Origin of the sequence: Sulfitobacter sp. 1A15106, assembly GCF_043556995.1 — a bacterium.
GTDB classification, from domain to species: domain Bacteria; phylum Pseudomonadota; class Alphaproteobacteria; order Rhodobacterales; family Rhodobacteraceae; genus Sulfitobacter; species Sulfitobacter faviae.
The window spans coordinates 33,968-47,611 of record NZ_JBIFFM010000012.1; the positions used below are offsets into that span (position 1 = coordinate 33,968).

At 60.5% G+C, this 13,644-nt stretch carries 17 protein-coding genes and 1 pseudogene; 7 read left to right on the top strand and 11 right to left on the bottom strand.

Translation table 11 applies throughout. The annotated features are described in order from the left end of the window. Window positions 1-272 precede the first annotated feature (272 nt). From ACGYKA_RS16990 to ACGYKA_RS17010, 5 genes and pseudogenes are all read left to right on the top strand, one after another. Window positions 273-1,040: a DUF3047 domain-containing protein gene (locus ACGYKA_RS16990; protein ID WP_394439256.1), complete on the top strand. Its 768-nt coding sequence runs from the start codon at window positions 273-275 to the stop codon at window positions 1,038-1,040. Window positions 1,041-1,295: 255 nt separating this feature from the next. Continuing rightward, a pseudogene (locus ACGYKA_RS16995) lies at window positions 1,296-1,421 on the top strand (multicopper oxidase domain-containing protein); the annotation flags it as partial. Between the two features lie 52 nt (window positions 1,422-1,473). Next, entirely contained in the window at window positions 1,474-1,587 is a 114-nt protein-coding gene (locus ACGYKA_RS17000; RefSeq protein WP_233152357.1) for a multicopper oxidase domain-containing protein, read from the top strand. A gap of 89 nt (window positions 1,588-1,676) precedes the next feature. After that, a complete protein-coding gene (locus ACGYKA_RS17005; protein ID WP_306419542.1) occupies window positions 1,677-2,453 on the top strand; it encodes a multicopper oxidase family protein in 777 nt (258 codons plus the stop codon). Window positions 2,454-2,622: 169 nt separating this feature from the next. Beyond that, window positions 2,623-3,867, top strand: a complete 1,245-nt coding sequence (locus ACGYKA_RS17010) for a sialidase family protein (RefSeq protein ID WP_050672453.1) — start codon at window positions 2,623-2,625, stop codon at window positions 3,865-3,867. Window positions 3,868-3,910: 43 nt separating this feature from the next. On the opposite strand, the gene ACGYKA_RS17015 is transcribed toward ACGYKA_RS17010, so the two are convergent. From ACGYKA_RS17015 to ACGYKA_RS17040, 6 genes are all read right to left on the bottom strand, one after another. Beyond that, window positions 3,911-4,513 (bottom strand): hypothetical protein, encoded by a 603-nt coding sequence (locus ACGYKA_RS17015; RefSeq protein WP_227512168.1) that lies wholly within the window; start codon window positions 4,511-4,513, stop codon window positions 3,911-3,913. A 322-nt stretch (window positions 4,514-4,835) separates the two neighbouring features. Beyond that, complete coding sequence (gene merA / locus ACGYKA_RS17020) at window positions 4,836-6,287, bottom strand: mercury(II) reductase (protein WP_050672454.1); 1,452 nt, start codon at window positions 6,285-6,287, stop codon at window positions 4,836-4,838. Window positions 6,288-6,345: 58 nt separating this feature from the next. After that, entirely contained in the window at window positions 6,346-7,695 is a 1,350-nt protein-coding gene (locus ACGYKA_RS17025; RefSeq protein WP_050672455.1) for an NAD(P)/FAD-dependent oxidoreductase, read from the bottom strand. Further along, entirely contained in the window at window positions 7,679-8,119 is a 441-nt protein-coding gene (merF, locus tag ACGYKA_RS17030) for a mercury resistance system transport protein MerF (protein WP_081285561.1), read from the bottom strand. Before merF ends, ACGYKA_RS17025 begins: the two co-directional genes overlap by 17 nt. 37 nt (window positions 8,120-8,156) lie before the next feature. Then, on the bottom strand, window positions 8,157-8,462 hold the full coding sequence (locus ACGYKA_RS17035) for a heavy-metal-associated domain-containing protein (RefSeq protein ID WP_048535538.1): 306 nt from the start codon (window positions 8,460-8,462) through the stop codon (window positions 8,157-8,159). 12 nt (window positions 8,463-8,474) lie between these two features. After that, window positions 8,475-8,882, bottom strand: coding sequence for a mercuric transporter MerT family protein (locus ACGYKA_RS17040; RefSeq protein ID WP_009824452.1), 408 nt, complete (start codon window positions 8,880-8,882; stop codon window positions 8,475-8,477). A 96-nt stretch (window positions 8,883-8,978) separates the two neighbouring features. Between ACGYKA_RS17040 and ACGYKA_RS17045 the strand changes: the two genes are divergently transcribed. Continuing rightward, window positions 8,979-9,380, top strand: coding sequence for a helix-turn-helix domain-containing protein (locus ACGYKA_RS17045; RefSeq protein WP_037953553.1), 402 nt, complete (start codon window positions 8,979-8,981; stop codon window positions 9,378-9,380). A gap of 69 nt (window positions 9,381-9,449) precedes the next feature. On the opposite strand, the gene ACGYKA_RS17050 is transcribed toward ACGYKA_RS17045, so the two are convergent. From ACGYKA_RS17050 to ACGYKA_RS17060, 3 genes are all read right to left on the bottom strand, one after another. After that, the gene (locus ACGYKA_RS17050) at window positions 9,450-9,608 is read right to left on the bottom strand and encodes a hypothetical protein (protein ID WP_231886353.1); all 159 of its coding nucleotides are present in this window, start codon (window positions 9,606-9,608) and stop codon (window positions 9,450-9,452) included. Between the two features lie 54 nt (window positions 9,609-9,662). Then, complete coding sequence (locus ACGYKA_RS17055) at window positions 9,663-10,442, bottom strand: arsenic resistance protein (RefSeq protein ID WP_227512167.1); 780 nt, start codon at window positions 10,440-10,442, stop codon at window positions 9,663-9,665. Window positions 10,443-10,739: 297 nt separating this feature from the next. Next, window positions 10,740-11,807 carry a hypothetical protein gene (locus ACGYKA_RS17060; protein WP_065324511.1) on the bottom strand — a complete coding sequence of 356 codons (1,068 nt, stop codon included), beginning with the start codon at window positions 11,805-11,807 and terminating at the stop codon, window positions 10,740-10,742. A 226-nt stretch (window positions 11,808-12,033) separates the two neighbouring features. Here ACGYKA_RS17060 and ACGYKA_RS17065 point away from each other — a divergent pair, with 226 nt between their 5' ends. Beyond that, window positions 12,034-12,918, top strand: coding sequence for a recombinase family protein (locus ACGYKA_RS17065; RefSeq protein WP_394439259.1), 885 nt, complete (start codon window positions 12,034-12,036; stop codon window positions 12,916-12,918). 78 nt (window positions 12,919-12,996) lie between these two features. On the opposite strand, the gene ACGYKA_RS17070 is transcribed toward ACGYKA_RS17065, so the two are convergent. Both ACGYKA_RS17070 and ACGYKA_RS17075 read right to left on the bottom strand, forming a co-directional pair. Continuing rightward, window positions 12,997-13,392, bottom strand: a complete 396-nt coding sequence (locus ACGYKA_RS17070) for a PIN domain-containing protein (RefSeq protein ID WP_047998273.1) — start codon at window positions 13,390-13,392, stop codon at window positions 12,997-12,999. Beyond that, on the bottom strand, window positions 13,382-13,609 hold the full coding sequence (locus ACGYKA_RS17075) for an AbrB/MazE/SpoVT family DNA-binding domain-containing protein (RefSeq protein ID WP_281985305.1): 228 nt from the start codon (window positions 13,607-13,609) through the stop codon (window positions 13,382-13,384). Before ACGYKA_RS17075 ends, ACGYKA_RS17070 begins: the two co-directional genes overlap by 11 nt. Between the last annotated feature and the right edge of the window lie 35 nt (window positions 13,610-13,644).

A 13,644-nucleotide genomic window follows, 5' to 3' on the forward strand; every position in this document is an offset into this window, starting at 1 on the left:
CCCAAAGCGCTGTGGTGAATGTGCCATCCTTGCGTGCGGGAGTCGGTTCCGTTGAACCAGAGATGACGCACATCGGCACCCGCGTCCATGTGTTCAGGCGCTTGTATCCCATGAGTTTTGTACTTGTTTGTAACGGTTGGAAGCTCCGCCGCCTACTGGATCCGTCCGTCGCGGGAAATCAGCCGATCAAGGTCGCGCTCCATGATCTGAATTCGCTCCCGCGTCCTGCAACGACCATTGCGCAACCACATCTATGATCACGGATATGTTCATTGAAGTTGCGCGCGCCCGGCACAATTCAACGGATCATGACGGCACATAATGGTGATAACCGGGATCAAAGCAGGACCAGCGGCATCGCAAAAGGAGTTCAGATGTTTATACGGTCCCTCGCAGCGACACTTTTCATCGCTTTTGTTGCATTAGCTGCAAAGGCCCCGCCCCTCTATGCGCAAGGAAAGACAATTCCATTCGATGGAAGCTGGAAAGAACAGGGCCTCTTGCGGCTCTTTTCGAACGAGTACGGCCTGCAAGGTCGGCGGCTGGACGTGATTTCCGATGGCACGGTTTCGGTTCTCTGGCGTCCGGTCAGCGCAGCCCTTGGCACCGCAAAGGCAGCAATGTGGGAATGGTCCGTCACGCAGGGTGTTAAGGGAACCGACCTCACACGGCGCGGCGGCGATGATCGCAATCTTGCTTTGTACTTCATATTCGTCGATCCGCAGACCGCAAGCACGCTTGGCCGAACAACGGCGCGCAAATTGCTGCGTGATCCCAATACGCGGGCGCTGGTTTATGTCTGGGGTGGCAATCATGCGAAAGGCGCATTGCTGAACAGCCCCTACTCGACGGGTCTCAAATCGAAAATTCTGCAAACGGCGCAAACCGGCAACTTCACCGAGAATGTGAACCTGGATCGCGATTTCGTGCGTGCGTTCGGGGACATGCCAAAGGTTCTGGTCGGTCTTGCGGTGACAGCCGACAGCGATGATACCGACGGAAAGATCCTTGCGGCCATTCAGGACCTGCAGATACGTTAGGTGCTCTCCGGTATTCCGCCAAACCTGGGCGCCGATCTGCAATGTATCAATATATCTCGCCGGGACGCCCTTCCGCAACGGTGGGGGATGTGGGTTGCAGGCCCCAGAAACGGAATACACGGAAACCCATGCTTAAGCGTCTTCAGATGATGGTTGCGCTTGGCGCAGCCACGCTCCCCCTGCCCCTGAGTGCGGCTTCGGTGCCTGTCACCCTGACGCCCGGCCTTCACCCGGATCGGGTCGCGGGACATTGCAATGCTTGGATTCAATGGCACCTGTCCCGGCCCCGAAATCAGACAGCGCCAGAACGATATTCTGCGGGCGCGGGTGGAAAACGGGCTGGAGGACGGGACCCTCGTACACTGGCATGGCATTCGGTTGCCCAACGCGATGGACGGCGTAAACGTGCTGACACAGGATGTCATCATCCCGAATGAGGGTTACGAGTACCGGTTTCCGGTTTCCGGTTCCCGATGCCGGAACCTACTGGTATCACTCCCACTACCTTTCCTACGAACAGGTCGCCCGCGGACTGTTCGGCCCCTGATCGTCGAAGAACCTGCCCCGCCAGACGTGGATCAGGACATCACGGCCATCCTCTTCGACATTCGGCTTGATGACACCGGCCAGTTCGACATGGAATTCGACCGCGCTGATTTCATAACAGCAGGTAGGCTGGGGAACTTGATGACCACCTTCCTGTCGTCTGAGCAGGCGCGGCTGGGGGATCACATCCGGTTGCGTCTGATCAATCCGACACCGGATCGCATTTTCGAGATACGTATCGACGGGCTGACGGGCTTTTGTGTGGCCTATGACGGGATGCCGCTGCCCGAGCTGGTTTCGCTGGGCAATCTAAAACTCGCACCGGCGCAGCGCATCGACATCATCGCAGATGTGACGGGTGATGTGATCCTAAGAGAAACCGTGCCTTCGGGTGGCGAGGAACTGGGGGGCATTATGTTGAACGGTCAGCGACAAATCCGGTCTGCGCCGATAGCTCCCCTCCCCGCGAACCTCGTGCCCGCGCCCGGAGAGATCACGCAAACGGCAGATCTCTTCATGCAAGGCGGTGCCGGGGACGGCGCGCACGGCGGGTTCGGGGGCTGGGCCTTCAACGACGTGAGCGGTCTGCCGAACAAACCGCTGATTTCGGCAAGACGTGATGAAGCAGTGCAGGTGCGGATGGTGAACGACACTGCTTTTCCGCACGGTATCCACCTGCATGGCCACCATTTCTGGGAAACCGATCAGAATGGTGCGCGAACCCACCTTCGCGACACGACCCTCGTAGCGCCGGGCGAGACGATGACGATTGTGTGCGTACTCGACAATCCCGGCGCGTGGATGCTGCACTGCCATATGCTGAGCCATCAGGCTGATGGCATGGCGACCTGGATGCAAGTCAGCTGAGGTCGGAGCGGTGGTTGCGCCAACCGTTGACGCGAAGCTGTGCCACAACGGGATATCGCTCTTAACAACAAGCACAGGCCCGTCATACAAAAGTTTACATGGCACTCGCCAAAATTTGCCTATGCTCAGGTTGTGAATGACGCTGGTCTGATAATCGGAAAGGTGCGCAATGCCATCAAAAATCCATTCTGGCGTGATTGTGGCCCATCTGTTCATGGGCATGACGGCGGGCATGGTCCTTGCCGAGCCATTGGAGTTCGCCGACCTAGACCCACCGGTCGGGAACAATGCGCAGGAACCCACCCTGTTCGCACTGCAGGATGATCGGGTCCTGCTGGGTTGGACCGAACCACACCCTGCCGGGTTTGCGGTAAAATTGTCGGTCCTTGAAGACGCAGAATGGAGCGCGGCCCGCACTGTTACCGTGTCCGACGAACTCTTCGTGAACTGGGCCGATTTTCCGTCCGTTGTTGCGCTTGATGACGGTACCTTTGCGGCTCACTGGCTGTGGGAAAATTCCAAAAACGACTATGCCTATGACGTCAAGATCTCTCTTTCGCCGGATGAGGGCCTGACATGGAGCGCACCGATAACGCCACATGATGATCGGTCGGTTAGCCAACACGGTTTTGTCACGCTCCAGCCGCTCGAAGACGGTTCCTTGATGTCTGTCTGGCTTGACGGACGCGCATATGACAAGCCGCTTTTCACCAGCGCAGCCAGCAACTACCCGGATGCAATGCAGTTGCGCGCAACCCGGATCACGCCCGAAGGTACGCGAACCGATGATGTTCTTGTCGATGCGCAGACCTGTTCATGCTGCCAGACGTCCGCCGCATCGCTGGACGATGGCACCGTCCTTGTCGCATACCGCGACAGAACAGATGCGGAAATCAGGGATATATCTGTCGTAAGACACCAAGGCGGCATGTGGTCAGAACCAACAAACGTCCACAATGACGGCTGGGAAATCTCCGGCTGCCCGGTCAATGGCCCCGCCATCGCGACCGCCGGTCAAACAGCCGCCGTGGCCTGGTTCACGGCTGCAAATGACAAGCCGGAAGTCAAGGTTGCGTTCTCTTCCGATGGTGGCAGAAATTTTGGCGATCCGGCGAAAGTCAGCCTCGGGATTCCCGCCGGTCGGGTCGATATTCTCATGCTGGACCCTCAGACTGCGTTCGTGACGTGGGTCGAATGGGCAAATGAGAGCGAGGTGATCCTTGCTTGCCAGATCACAACCGGTCAGCAGTGTAAGGACCTGCAACTGATTGCGCGAAACAACGGCGCAGGTTCGGTCAACTTCCCGCGCACGGCGCGAACGAATGAAGGGGTTTACCTGTCGTGGACACAGCCCAGCAACTCGGATGATCCGGAACCGAGTTCGACTATACGCACGGTTTTCGCTTCCTATTGAAGGTTTCCGGACGAAAGCTGATGGTTCTTTCGCTTGGCTCACATCAGGAGTGGGTCCAACGATCACCGTCAACAAGAATTGCATTTCCTGCAATAGAGCTACCGGCAAATGACGGTGATTTCTCATCCATAGTGACTGGTCTCTGGCCCGGAAATTGTAGCGTGCCACGCTTTTTCATGATCCCGGTCCCGAGCATATGACCCACCAGCGCTACCCAGGCAATGCCGGTGAAATTCAGAAAGAAGGGAAGATCTGCGACAGAAGTAGTGCCCCCGATGGCCAACACCCACAGGCCGAACCCATAAATCGCCGAGGGCAAAAACCAGTTCGTCTGCCCCGCGATACGGTGCCAAATTGGTCTAAAGACGAACAACCAACCGACGGGATAGCCAATCAGGCCAACAAGATAAAAATGTACGAAATATCCTGCGAAATCACCGTTCGGCAGACCAAGGCTGCCGAGTAAGCTCCTCGCTAGCCCGTGCGGTGACAACCGCGAAAAGCCCAAGCCCGGGCTGATGATCTGACCCAACAGATCGAACGCGACGGTCGCAAAGAAACCTGCGACGAACATTAACCCTAAAGTTCGGGCGTTGAATGCGGGTAGTGAACCTGTTGTGCGAGAATCAGTATCAACTGTATTCATGGCGATTCTTTCTTTGTATTGCGGGCGATCAAATAGACAGGGCTAATGTAATGACCAATTGTTGACCCAGCGACGTTCTCGGCAACTCCCGATCACTTTCCATCTTGATGAGATCGGTCTGTTTATGAACCCCGCCACAATAACCAACCTAATGACAGAACGTGGGATGTGCACTGCTGGCTCTAATATGTGATTATCCGTTACCGCCGTCAGCCTCCATGCCGAGAGAATGCTGACCGCCACAAGCACTTTGTGGCTTTGTACGCGCTGGTTCACAATGAGCGCTGCTTATGAGTCGGTGTCGCCGGAATTTCTCGTCTTTTCACCCCGCGCAGCAGCTGAGTTTGGCTACATCCTTGTCGAAGGTTTGTGCGGCGAGTTTCAGCCCTTCGACCGTGGTCAAATAAGGAAAGATCGTCTCTCCGAGCGCCCGTGCGGTCATGCCGAATATCAGCGCCATTGCCAGTGTCTGAATCGTGTCCGACCCCTCCGGTGCTGCGATCTGACCGCCCAGCAGGCGGTCGGTCTTCGCGTCGGCCACCAGCTTAATCACGCCGCGGGTATCGCGTGCAGCGACGGCGCGGGGCACGTTGTCGAGCGTGATCACACTGGTTTTGACCTTGTGCCCCGCCGCCTTGGCCTCAACCTCCGAAAGGCCGACGCCGGCCACTTGCGGGTCGGTAAACACGACCCACGGCATCGCCGCGTTGTCATAGCGCATCTGCTCCAATCCAAGGGCATTGTTGATCGCCACCTTGGCACCATAGGCCGCCATGTAGACGAACTGGTCACGGTCAGTGACATCGCCCGCGGCCCAGACGCCGGCACGCGTGGTCGCCATGTCCTGACCGACCTTGATAGAGCCGCGTGCGTCGGTCTCGATGCCAAGCTCTTCCAATCCAAGGTTCTCGGAATTGGCGATCCGGCCGGTGGTCACAACCAGCCGTTCGGCGGTCAGATCCTCGGTCTTGCCACCCCGTTCGACAATCAGATTGACGCCGCCCGCAGCTTTCGCGACCGAGACGTAAGCAAGACCGGTCTCGACCGCGATGTCTTCGGCCTTCAGCGCTTGCGTCAGCGCCTGGGCCACCTCCGGTTCGGCGCCCGGCAGGAGGCGCGAGCGGGTCACTAGCGTGACCTTCACCCCCAGCCTTGAAGCCATTTGCGCCAGCTCGCAGCCGATATAGCCGCCGCCCAGCACCAAGATGCTTTCGGGCCGGTCAGGCAAAGTCAATAGATCGGTGGAATCGAGGGGCTCCACTGTGTCGATCCCCTCGATCGCTGGCAGGTGGGGGCGCGAGCCGGTGGCGATCAGGACGCGCGGGGCGGATATCACCCGTCCTCCAACAGCGACGCCACCCTCGACCAATCGCGCCGGGCCATCCTCGATATAGGTAACGCTTTTATAGGCGGGCAGCAGGTCTATATATTTCTTGTGCCGCATCTCCTCGACCAGATCGGTGGTGCCTTGCACTACGGCACCCCAATCCACCGCATGATCACAGGGCTCGACGCCCGGGAACCGGGCGGCCGACGCGCCGCCATGCACCGCCTCTGCGGCGCGGATCATCGCCTTGGACGGCACGCAGCCGACATTCACACAGGTGCCGCCGGTGGTGCCGTGCCCGATAAGCGCCACGCGCTTTCCGGCATCGGCTGCCGTGATCGAGGCAGAAAACCCGGCCGAGCCGGCACCAACGACAATGAGATCGTAGTTGTCATCGCGGGTTTCACTGGCAGTGCAGCAATCGTCTTTCGTTACAGTTTGGTCCATTGGTTCTTCCTTAGCTTGCGATCGGTATCGCGACACGGCCCCGATCAATAATTTTGAATCACACCATCGAACCGATGTCGGAGGCATAGCTCGGATAGGCGAAAATCATGGCCTTGATCTGGTTGGCGGTCTGCCCGGCACCCATGGCCATGGCGAAAAGATTGATCTGCTCCTCGGAGCCCGGCCCGATCAGATGCGCGCCGAGGATCTGTCCGCTGCCCTCTTCGACAAGAACCTTGAATCCGGTATGTTTCGCGCCGACGCGCAGCGACGAATACCAGTCCCCTGTCTTTTCGAAATGGGTGTCGAACTTCAGCCCCTGTTCCCTGGCCACCGCTTCCGACAAGCCCACGGTGGCCACCATCGGGAGGGTGAAGACTACCGACGGGATCGGCGGATAATCCACGGTACGCTCGTCTTCTCCAGCCAGCAGGTTCTTGCCTGCCACACGCCCTTCGAAGGCGGACACCGGGGTCAGCTTGGGCCCACTGGCAGCGCAGTCGCCCGCGGCGAAGATCGCCGGATTGGTGGTGCGCATCGCGTCGCTCACCTTGATGCCACGGCGTGAGTATTCGACGCCGGCGGCCTCAAGGTTAAGGCGATCGATATTGGGCACCCGGCCCGTGCCATGCACCACCAGATCGCAAGTGATCGTTTCGGTGCCGTCGGGAGTTTCCACCGTGACGGTGAATTCGTCGCCCTGCTTTTCGATCTTCGCCACCTTCGCCTTGGTGCGGAGATCGACGCCGAGCTCTTCGGTTGCCTCAACCAGCATTGCGACCAAGTCGGGATCGAAAGGACCCAAGGGGCGGTCCATCATCTCCAGCACTGTCACTTCGCGCGCGCCCGCCCGCTTGACAATATGGGCGAATTCCATGGCGATGAAGCCGCCGCCGACAAAGGCGATGCGGTTCGGTCGCTCAGGCAGTTCCAGGAATTCGGTGCTGGTGGTCAGATGCTCTTCGCCCGGGATGTTCAGCGTCATCGGCCGCGCGCCGGTGGCGATATGAAAATGCTTCGCGGTCAGGGTCTCGCCGTTCAACTCGATCGTATTGGGGCCGGTGAACCGTGCCAGCCCATGCAAGACGTCGATCCCCGCTTTTTCCAACCCGGCTTCGATGCGCGGTGGCATAGCTTCGGTGAAGCTGCGCTTGAAGGCGATCATGTCGGGCCAGTTGACCGAAGGTTGCGCCTCCAGCCCCTTGCCTTCCATGTTTTCGGCCCATTCGACACCCTCGGTGACCGCGACCAGCATTTTCTTGGGGTCGCAGCCGCGCAGGGCGCAGGTGCCGCCATGGGGTTCGCTGTCGATGCTGGCGACGCTCCAGCCTGCATCCGCGGCCATCCGGGCGACGCCATTTCCAGCGGTGCCGCCGCCGATCACGATGAGGTCATAGGTCTTGGTCATACCTGTTCCTTTCCTTGTGCCAGTTTCTCTTGATCCGGCTCACTGCTGAACTGCCTGATTTTCTGAGCCAGAGCGCATATCCCGCCACCGCCAAAGCGGCGGCAACCGAGATCCGCAGAGCAAAGCGGAACTCCAGCCAGAACAGCAGAGCCGAAAGAACAACCGCCAAGCCGATGAGAAGGGCTTTCGGACTGTGCCCTGGTCTGCCGGCTTGCTGCCACAGGGCATATGCAACCGCACTCAGCGAGGCGAAGAGCATCGGGAAAAGCGCGTAGTCGAGCCAACCAACAACGGCAGAAAGTCCGACCCCGGCGACGATCAGCACCAGGAACGGCGTGAAGCAACAGATCGCCGCAAATACGCTGCCGATGAGGCCGCGCCGCAAAAGGGTCGTGGGTTCATTGTTATTGTTCATGTCTGTCATGCTGTCTCCAGCTCCGAGTGCGGGTCGGTGAATGCGATCAGAAATCGCCGGACTCGACGATGTCCGCCGAATAGCCGGTGGCGCGGATTGCTTCGACGATCATGTCCTGATCGGCGGCCTCGTCATCAAAGGCGACGATGTAGGTGCCGGTGCCGAATTCCTCTCCTTCCATGAAGTCGATGATCTCGACCGAGGGAACGCCCCGCATGGCCGCCGCCACCGTGTAGGAGCAGGTCGGGCATGTCAGTTCGCCTACCCCGATATTGATGCGCTGTTCGGCGGCGCTGGCGGGGGAAGCTGCGAGAGTGCCAACGACCGCAAGGGCAAGATGGAGTGACTTCATGGGTTCGGCCTTTCAGTAGGACAGAAGGTATGGGGTGAGATAGGGAAAGATCATCGCGACGGTGACGATGGCGGTGGCAATCCAAAGAATGGATCGCATGAGTTTCCGGTTCATGGGGCGCGCGCAGGTGCCATCCGCGCAGGCCTCAGTCGGGATCGGACGGTAGGCCTTGTAGAATCCATAGCCGATGCAGGCGGCACTCAGCGCGAAGGTGATCCATTTGTACTGGTAGAGAACGCCCAGCTGCGCAATGAAAACGCCGGTAACGCCGAAGCTGACCAGCACCAGCGGCAGGATGCAGCATGAGGTCATCGCCAGCGCGCCAAGCGCGCCGAGCCAGGTTGTCGTCCATGCCTTTTTGTCGGCAGCCCCTGTTTCGTCCATTGCCGTCTGCCGGTCGGCGGATGTGGTTTCAGTCATGGTTCGAATCATCCTTGCCTCAGTGATGATCTCAATCTAGGGTCTGTAGCAGGTACAGGCTCAAGAGGGTCAAACGTGAAAAATCGTCACAGATCGGTGAAGGTCCTCAGGCGCGGAGATCTGGCCAGGCTGACCGGCTGCAATCTCGAGACCATTCGCTACTACGAGAACATCGGCGTTATGCCCGAGCCGCCGCGCTCCAGCAAAAACTATCGCGTCTACGATGATCGGCATGTCGCGCGCTTGTGCTTCATCATGCGCGCGCGCGAGCTTGGGTTCACGCTCGACGAAGTCCGCGATCTGCTCGCCTTGGTCGATGGCGGTGCCCAGACCTGCGGCGAGGTGCAGGGTCTGGCAAATTCGCATCTCGCCTCGGTCCGCGCCAAGATCGACGATCTCAAACGCATCGAACGCGTGCTGTCTTCCACCGTGGCGCAATGCACCGGTGACGATGTCCCTGAATGCCCTGTGATCGACGCGCTGACGGAGGTGACCTGAAGGGCCATAGTTGAGGACGCCCATGCATGTCAGCCAAGCGGACAATGGTGCCAGCGCCGTTGTTTGCGATCATTCGTTCCCCGCGGAGTCCTGCGTGGTCGCCGCATGTTCGGGGACCAGATAGCGCGGCACGATCCACAGATAGGCGACCATGCCGAAGAGCTCGACGAGCGACTGGAAGACGATGACCACGGCCGCCACGTTCCACTCCGGTCCAAGCACCAGCACCAGCGGAAGTACGACGAAGGAGTTGCGGGTTCAGAGCGAGAAGATGACCGTTCGTCACCCGCTAGTGGACAATCCGGCCGCCCGCCCGGTCGCCGCACCGAGAAGTGCTGCGGCGACGAGGTAGGCGACGTAGGCGCCCGCCACCTGCGCCAAAACCGGCAGCGCATCCCGTACCGCGTCGACTTGCGAGGCCGCGATCAGGAACACCACGACAGCCAGAAGCGGAACCGGCAGCCAGGCGAGGCGATTTACGATCGCGGCCCGCTCCGGGCGCGCCTCTGCCCAACGCTCCAGCAGGAAAGCCGCTGTGAGCGGCAGCAGGACAAGCGCCGCAAAGACGGCGGCAATGCGGTCGGCGGCGAGAAGCTCAAAGAATGCCTCGCCGAGAAAAAGCCAAAGGAAGAGCGGCAGACTGGCGAACTGAACCGCGAGGAGGATCGGTGTCGCGGACGCGGCACGCACCGCATCGCCGCGACCGAGATGGGTGAATGTGATGAACCAGTCGGTGCAGGGCACCAGCAGCACGACAAGCACCCCGAGCCGAAGCGCAGGATCGTCAGGCAGGAACGCGATCAGCCCCCAGACCAGCAGCGGCACCAGGACGAAATTGCCGATCAACATGGTGCCGATGAAACGCCGGTCGCGCGTCGCGCGCGGCAGGTGCGCTAGCGGCATCTGAGCGAAGGTAGTGAAAAGCATAAGCCCCAACACCGGCCAAAGCAGCGCCTCGAACACCCCCGAGATACCGGGGGCGAGCGAGCCCAAGACCAGACCGGAAAGGATGGCAGCGAGGTAGATCCAGGCTTGATGGCGTTCGAGATTTTGCAGCTTCATGTCCTGCCCCTGCTCTTTCCGAAGGCGATTTTCAAGAAGACATCACTCGACATGCCATTGCGACAACGGCTCGTTCGTCGCTTGGAGCGTTGTATGGTCTGTCCGGTTTATACCCGCAGACCGGTCACGACCCAGTCGACAATGCTTTCATGGTAGTTGGGGACGTGGCGATAGCCGAATTGTCTCAGCCGATCAGCCGAACTCTTTGACCTCGAGCATCTGCAAAACGGTGCTCCTCACCGTTTCAGCCGTGCTGCGGATAGACGCAACATCGGCGCGCACAGATCGCTTCGACAATCAGTTTGTGGCGCGCCACATTCGGAACCGTCCTTGCCCTGTTAGCTCGCGGACCAGATCCCGCGCTTCCATCCAGGCGAGGTTGCGCTGGACAGCGGCGCGGCTGGCTCCGGTCAGGGCCTCGGCCATAGGGGCAGAGACCAGGGGCCATTCGGTCAGCACTCCGCGCAGGGCTGGCGGCGTCTTGCCCGAGAGTGGGGTCATCTCGGCTTCCGCCAGCGCCGACCATGTCTCGATATCGTCGAGGTGCCGCATCGCGGTCAGGCAGGCCGTTTCCATTTTCTCGAGCCCGCGCGCCAAACGTTCAGCCGGGGGGCCGCCGGCGCGCAGCGCCCCCGCCCCACCCATGGCCAGGGGTGCGAATATTGCCCCCTCGCCCTCATGCGCGGCAATGCGCGACGCCGTGACCGCCGCTTCCATTCGGTTGCTCTGCTGTCCGAGGCCCGCGAGGCTCCAGAGGTGAAACCCCATGCAGGCACGCGTGATCGGGTGCAGGTCGGCGGCTTGCGCCATCAGGTCAAGCCACCCGCCCGCGCGATCCGCGAAGGGCTCGGCTTCATCCACCATGTTCTCGGGGTCACGGCGATCGAGGAAGGCGGACAGGTCCACGTCTGGGCCGGGACCGCCTGTAAGACGCCGCACCGCCCATCCGACACGCGCAAGCGCTGCGGTGTCGTCCTGCACGCCGGACAAGCGCATGGATATCCAGAGCGCCAGCCGATCCGGGCCAATTCGGTCGCCTGCAAACCAGCTGAGGTCTGCCGCCTCGATCAACGCAAGCCTGTGCCGCCAGCCTTCCGGGCCACGCTTCAGACGGTCGTCTAGCGCCCCGATCCGGCCGGCCACACGGGCAAGGCGGGCAGCATGGCCCGCCTCGGCACGTCGCCAATCGTCAAGAACAGCGGTCTCACGCACTTCGGCCCTAGGTCCGGGCGGCAGATAATGCGGCTCCTCTTCCATCGGACCGGGCAGGAACCACAGGTCGTCCTCAGAAGTCTCTTCAAGCTCCTCCGCATCCTCAAGAGGATCATCAAAAATATTATACTTTATACATGCTTGAGGCTCCATATGTGCAAAATATGGCATTTTTGCATTTTACCCAAGGGTTTTGTCAGGGTGCGCCTGCACACTTTATATAGCACGTGCGCGCAATGGTCTGCGAGAGCTCGCTGATCGCGCTCAGCGTAAGGGAACCAAGGGCTTTGGACTGAACAGCCCCACAGAGCCGGCACTTGCATTCGCTTACAAACGGTCGTTTAGTAGCGATGTATGAAACTGCAAAAAGACTGTTTTGATGCCCCTGATCGGTTATGCCCGCGTATCGACCGAAGATCAGACCCCCCTGCCCCAGTCGCAGGCCCTGAAATCCGCGGGTTGCGCCGAGATCTATGAAGAACAGGCCTCGGGCGGCAATCGTGCGCGACCGGTGCTTGCGCGGGTGTTGGAACGCATCGTCAAAGGCGACACGCTGGTCGTCGTGCGGATCGACCGCCTCGCGCGCTCCCTCTCGCATCTGCTGGAGGTGATCGAGCGGCTCGAGGCGAAGGGAGCCTTCTTCCGCTCGCTGACCGATCCGATCGATACGTCCTCGCCTCAGGGCAAGTTCACCCTGCAGGTCCTCGGCGCCGCGGCCGAGTTCGAGCGCGCCCTGATCCGCGAACGCACCAAGGCTGGCCTGGCCAGCGCACGGACCAAAGGCCGGGTTGGCGGCAATCCGGGCCTGCGCGCGCGGGATCCGGCGGCGCTGCGCAAGGTGAGGCTGGCCCGACAGGACGGCTACATTGAGCGTCTGAACGAGACGGCACAGGACTGGGTGCCCCACGTCCGCCGCCTGCGGCCCGACTTGGCTTGGGAAGACGTGGTACGCATCATTAACGGCCCCTTGCCCGAGGCGCGTCGCTGGACTCAAAGCCGTCTCTTGCGCGCTGTGAAGGCCTATGTCCGCGACGGCTTCCTGCCTACCGAGGTGCTGGCCCGCGCCGGGCGCCGCGAAACCGACGATCGCCTGCCTGCCATCGTCGCCGGCATCAAGGGCGCGGACCCCGACATCACGCTTCAGGCGATCTGCACCCGGCTGGAATCAATGCGCGAGCGCACGCCACGCGGGCGGACAAGCTGGCAGCCTTCTTCGGTGAAGATGCTACTGGAGCGGGCTGAGAGGCTGGGGCTGCTTGAGTAGCCCAGAAACCCCGCAAATCATGCACGACATGGAAGGATTACAGGGCTAAGGCCAGCACCAGACTCAGAAGTTGTCCGCTCATGCAAAGGGGTTGACGATGCGAAGCTGGCCTTCGACCAGCAGGCCATCTTGCATGTCCTCGCTCCACAGCGTGGTACACCCCGCAACCAAAGCGCTGGCCACGATCATCGCGTCGTAGATCGAGAAGCCGTAGCGTTCCGCCAAAGCGCGGCCGACGTCATGGGTCTGCACGGTGAGATCTTCGACCGGACACAAGGCGCGCACGCCTTCGAGAAAGGCCGCTGCTTCCTCCCAACTGAGGCCAGCTTTGCGGCGGCAGTTCACCAGTGACTCGTTTAGAACCTGAACGCTGATCCGGGGCCCCTGCCCCAGGATTACCTCGGCGCGATCGGCCTTCGGGCCGTCGTCGAGCAGGTAAAGAACGACATTCGTGTCCGCGAATTCAGCGCTCATGCGCGTCGTCGCGGCTCAGACGTTCTGCTGTGGACAACTTGCCCCGGAAGCGGCGCAGGCCGGTCAGCACCTCATCCGCACGAGCAAGGCGACGGACTCTGACCCGACCGTCGTCCTTGACCAGGTCGATCTGATCACCCTCCTTGAGACCAAGCTCTCGGACGAGCTCCGCTGGCAAACGGACGGCCAGCGAGTTGCCCCATTTTGCGACCTGCATCGTGACCTCCCATGTGGATATACTTCTTGTAATGT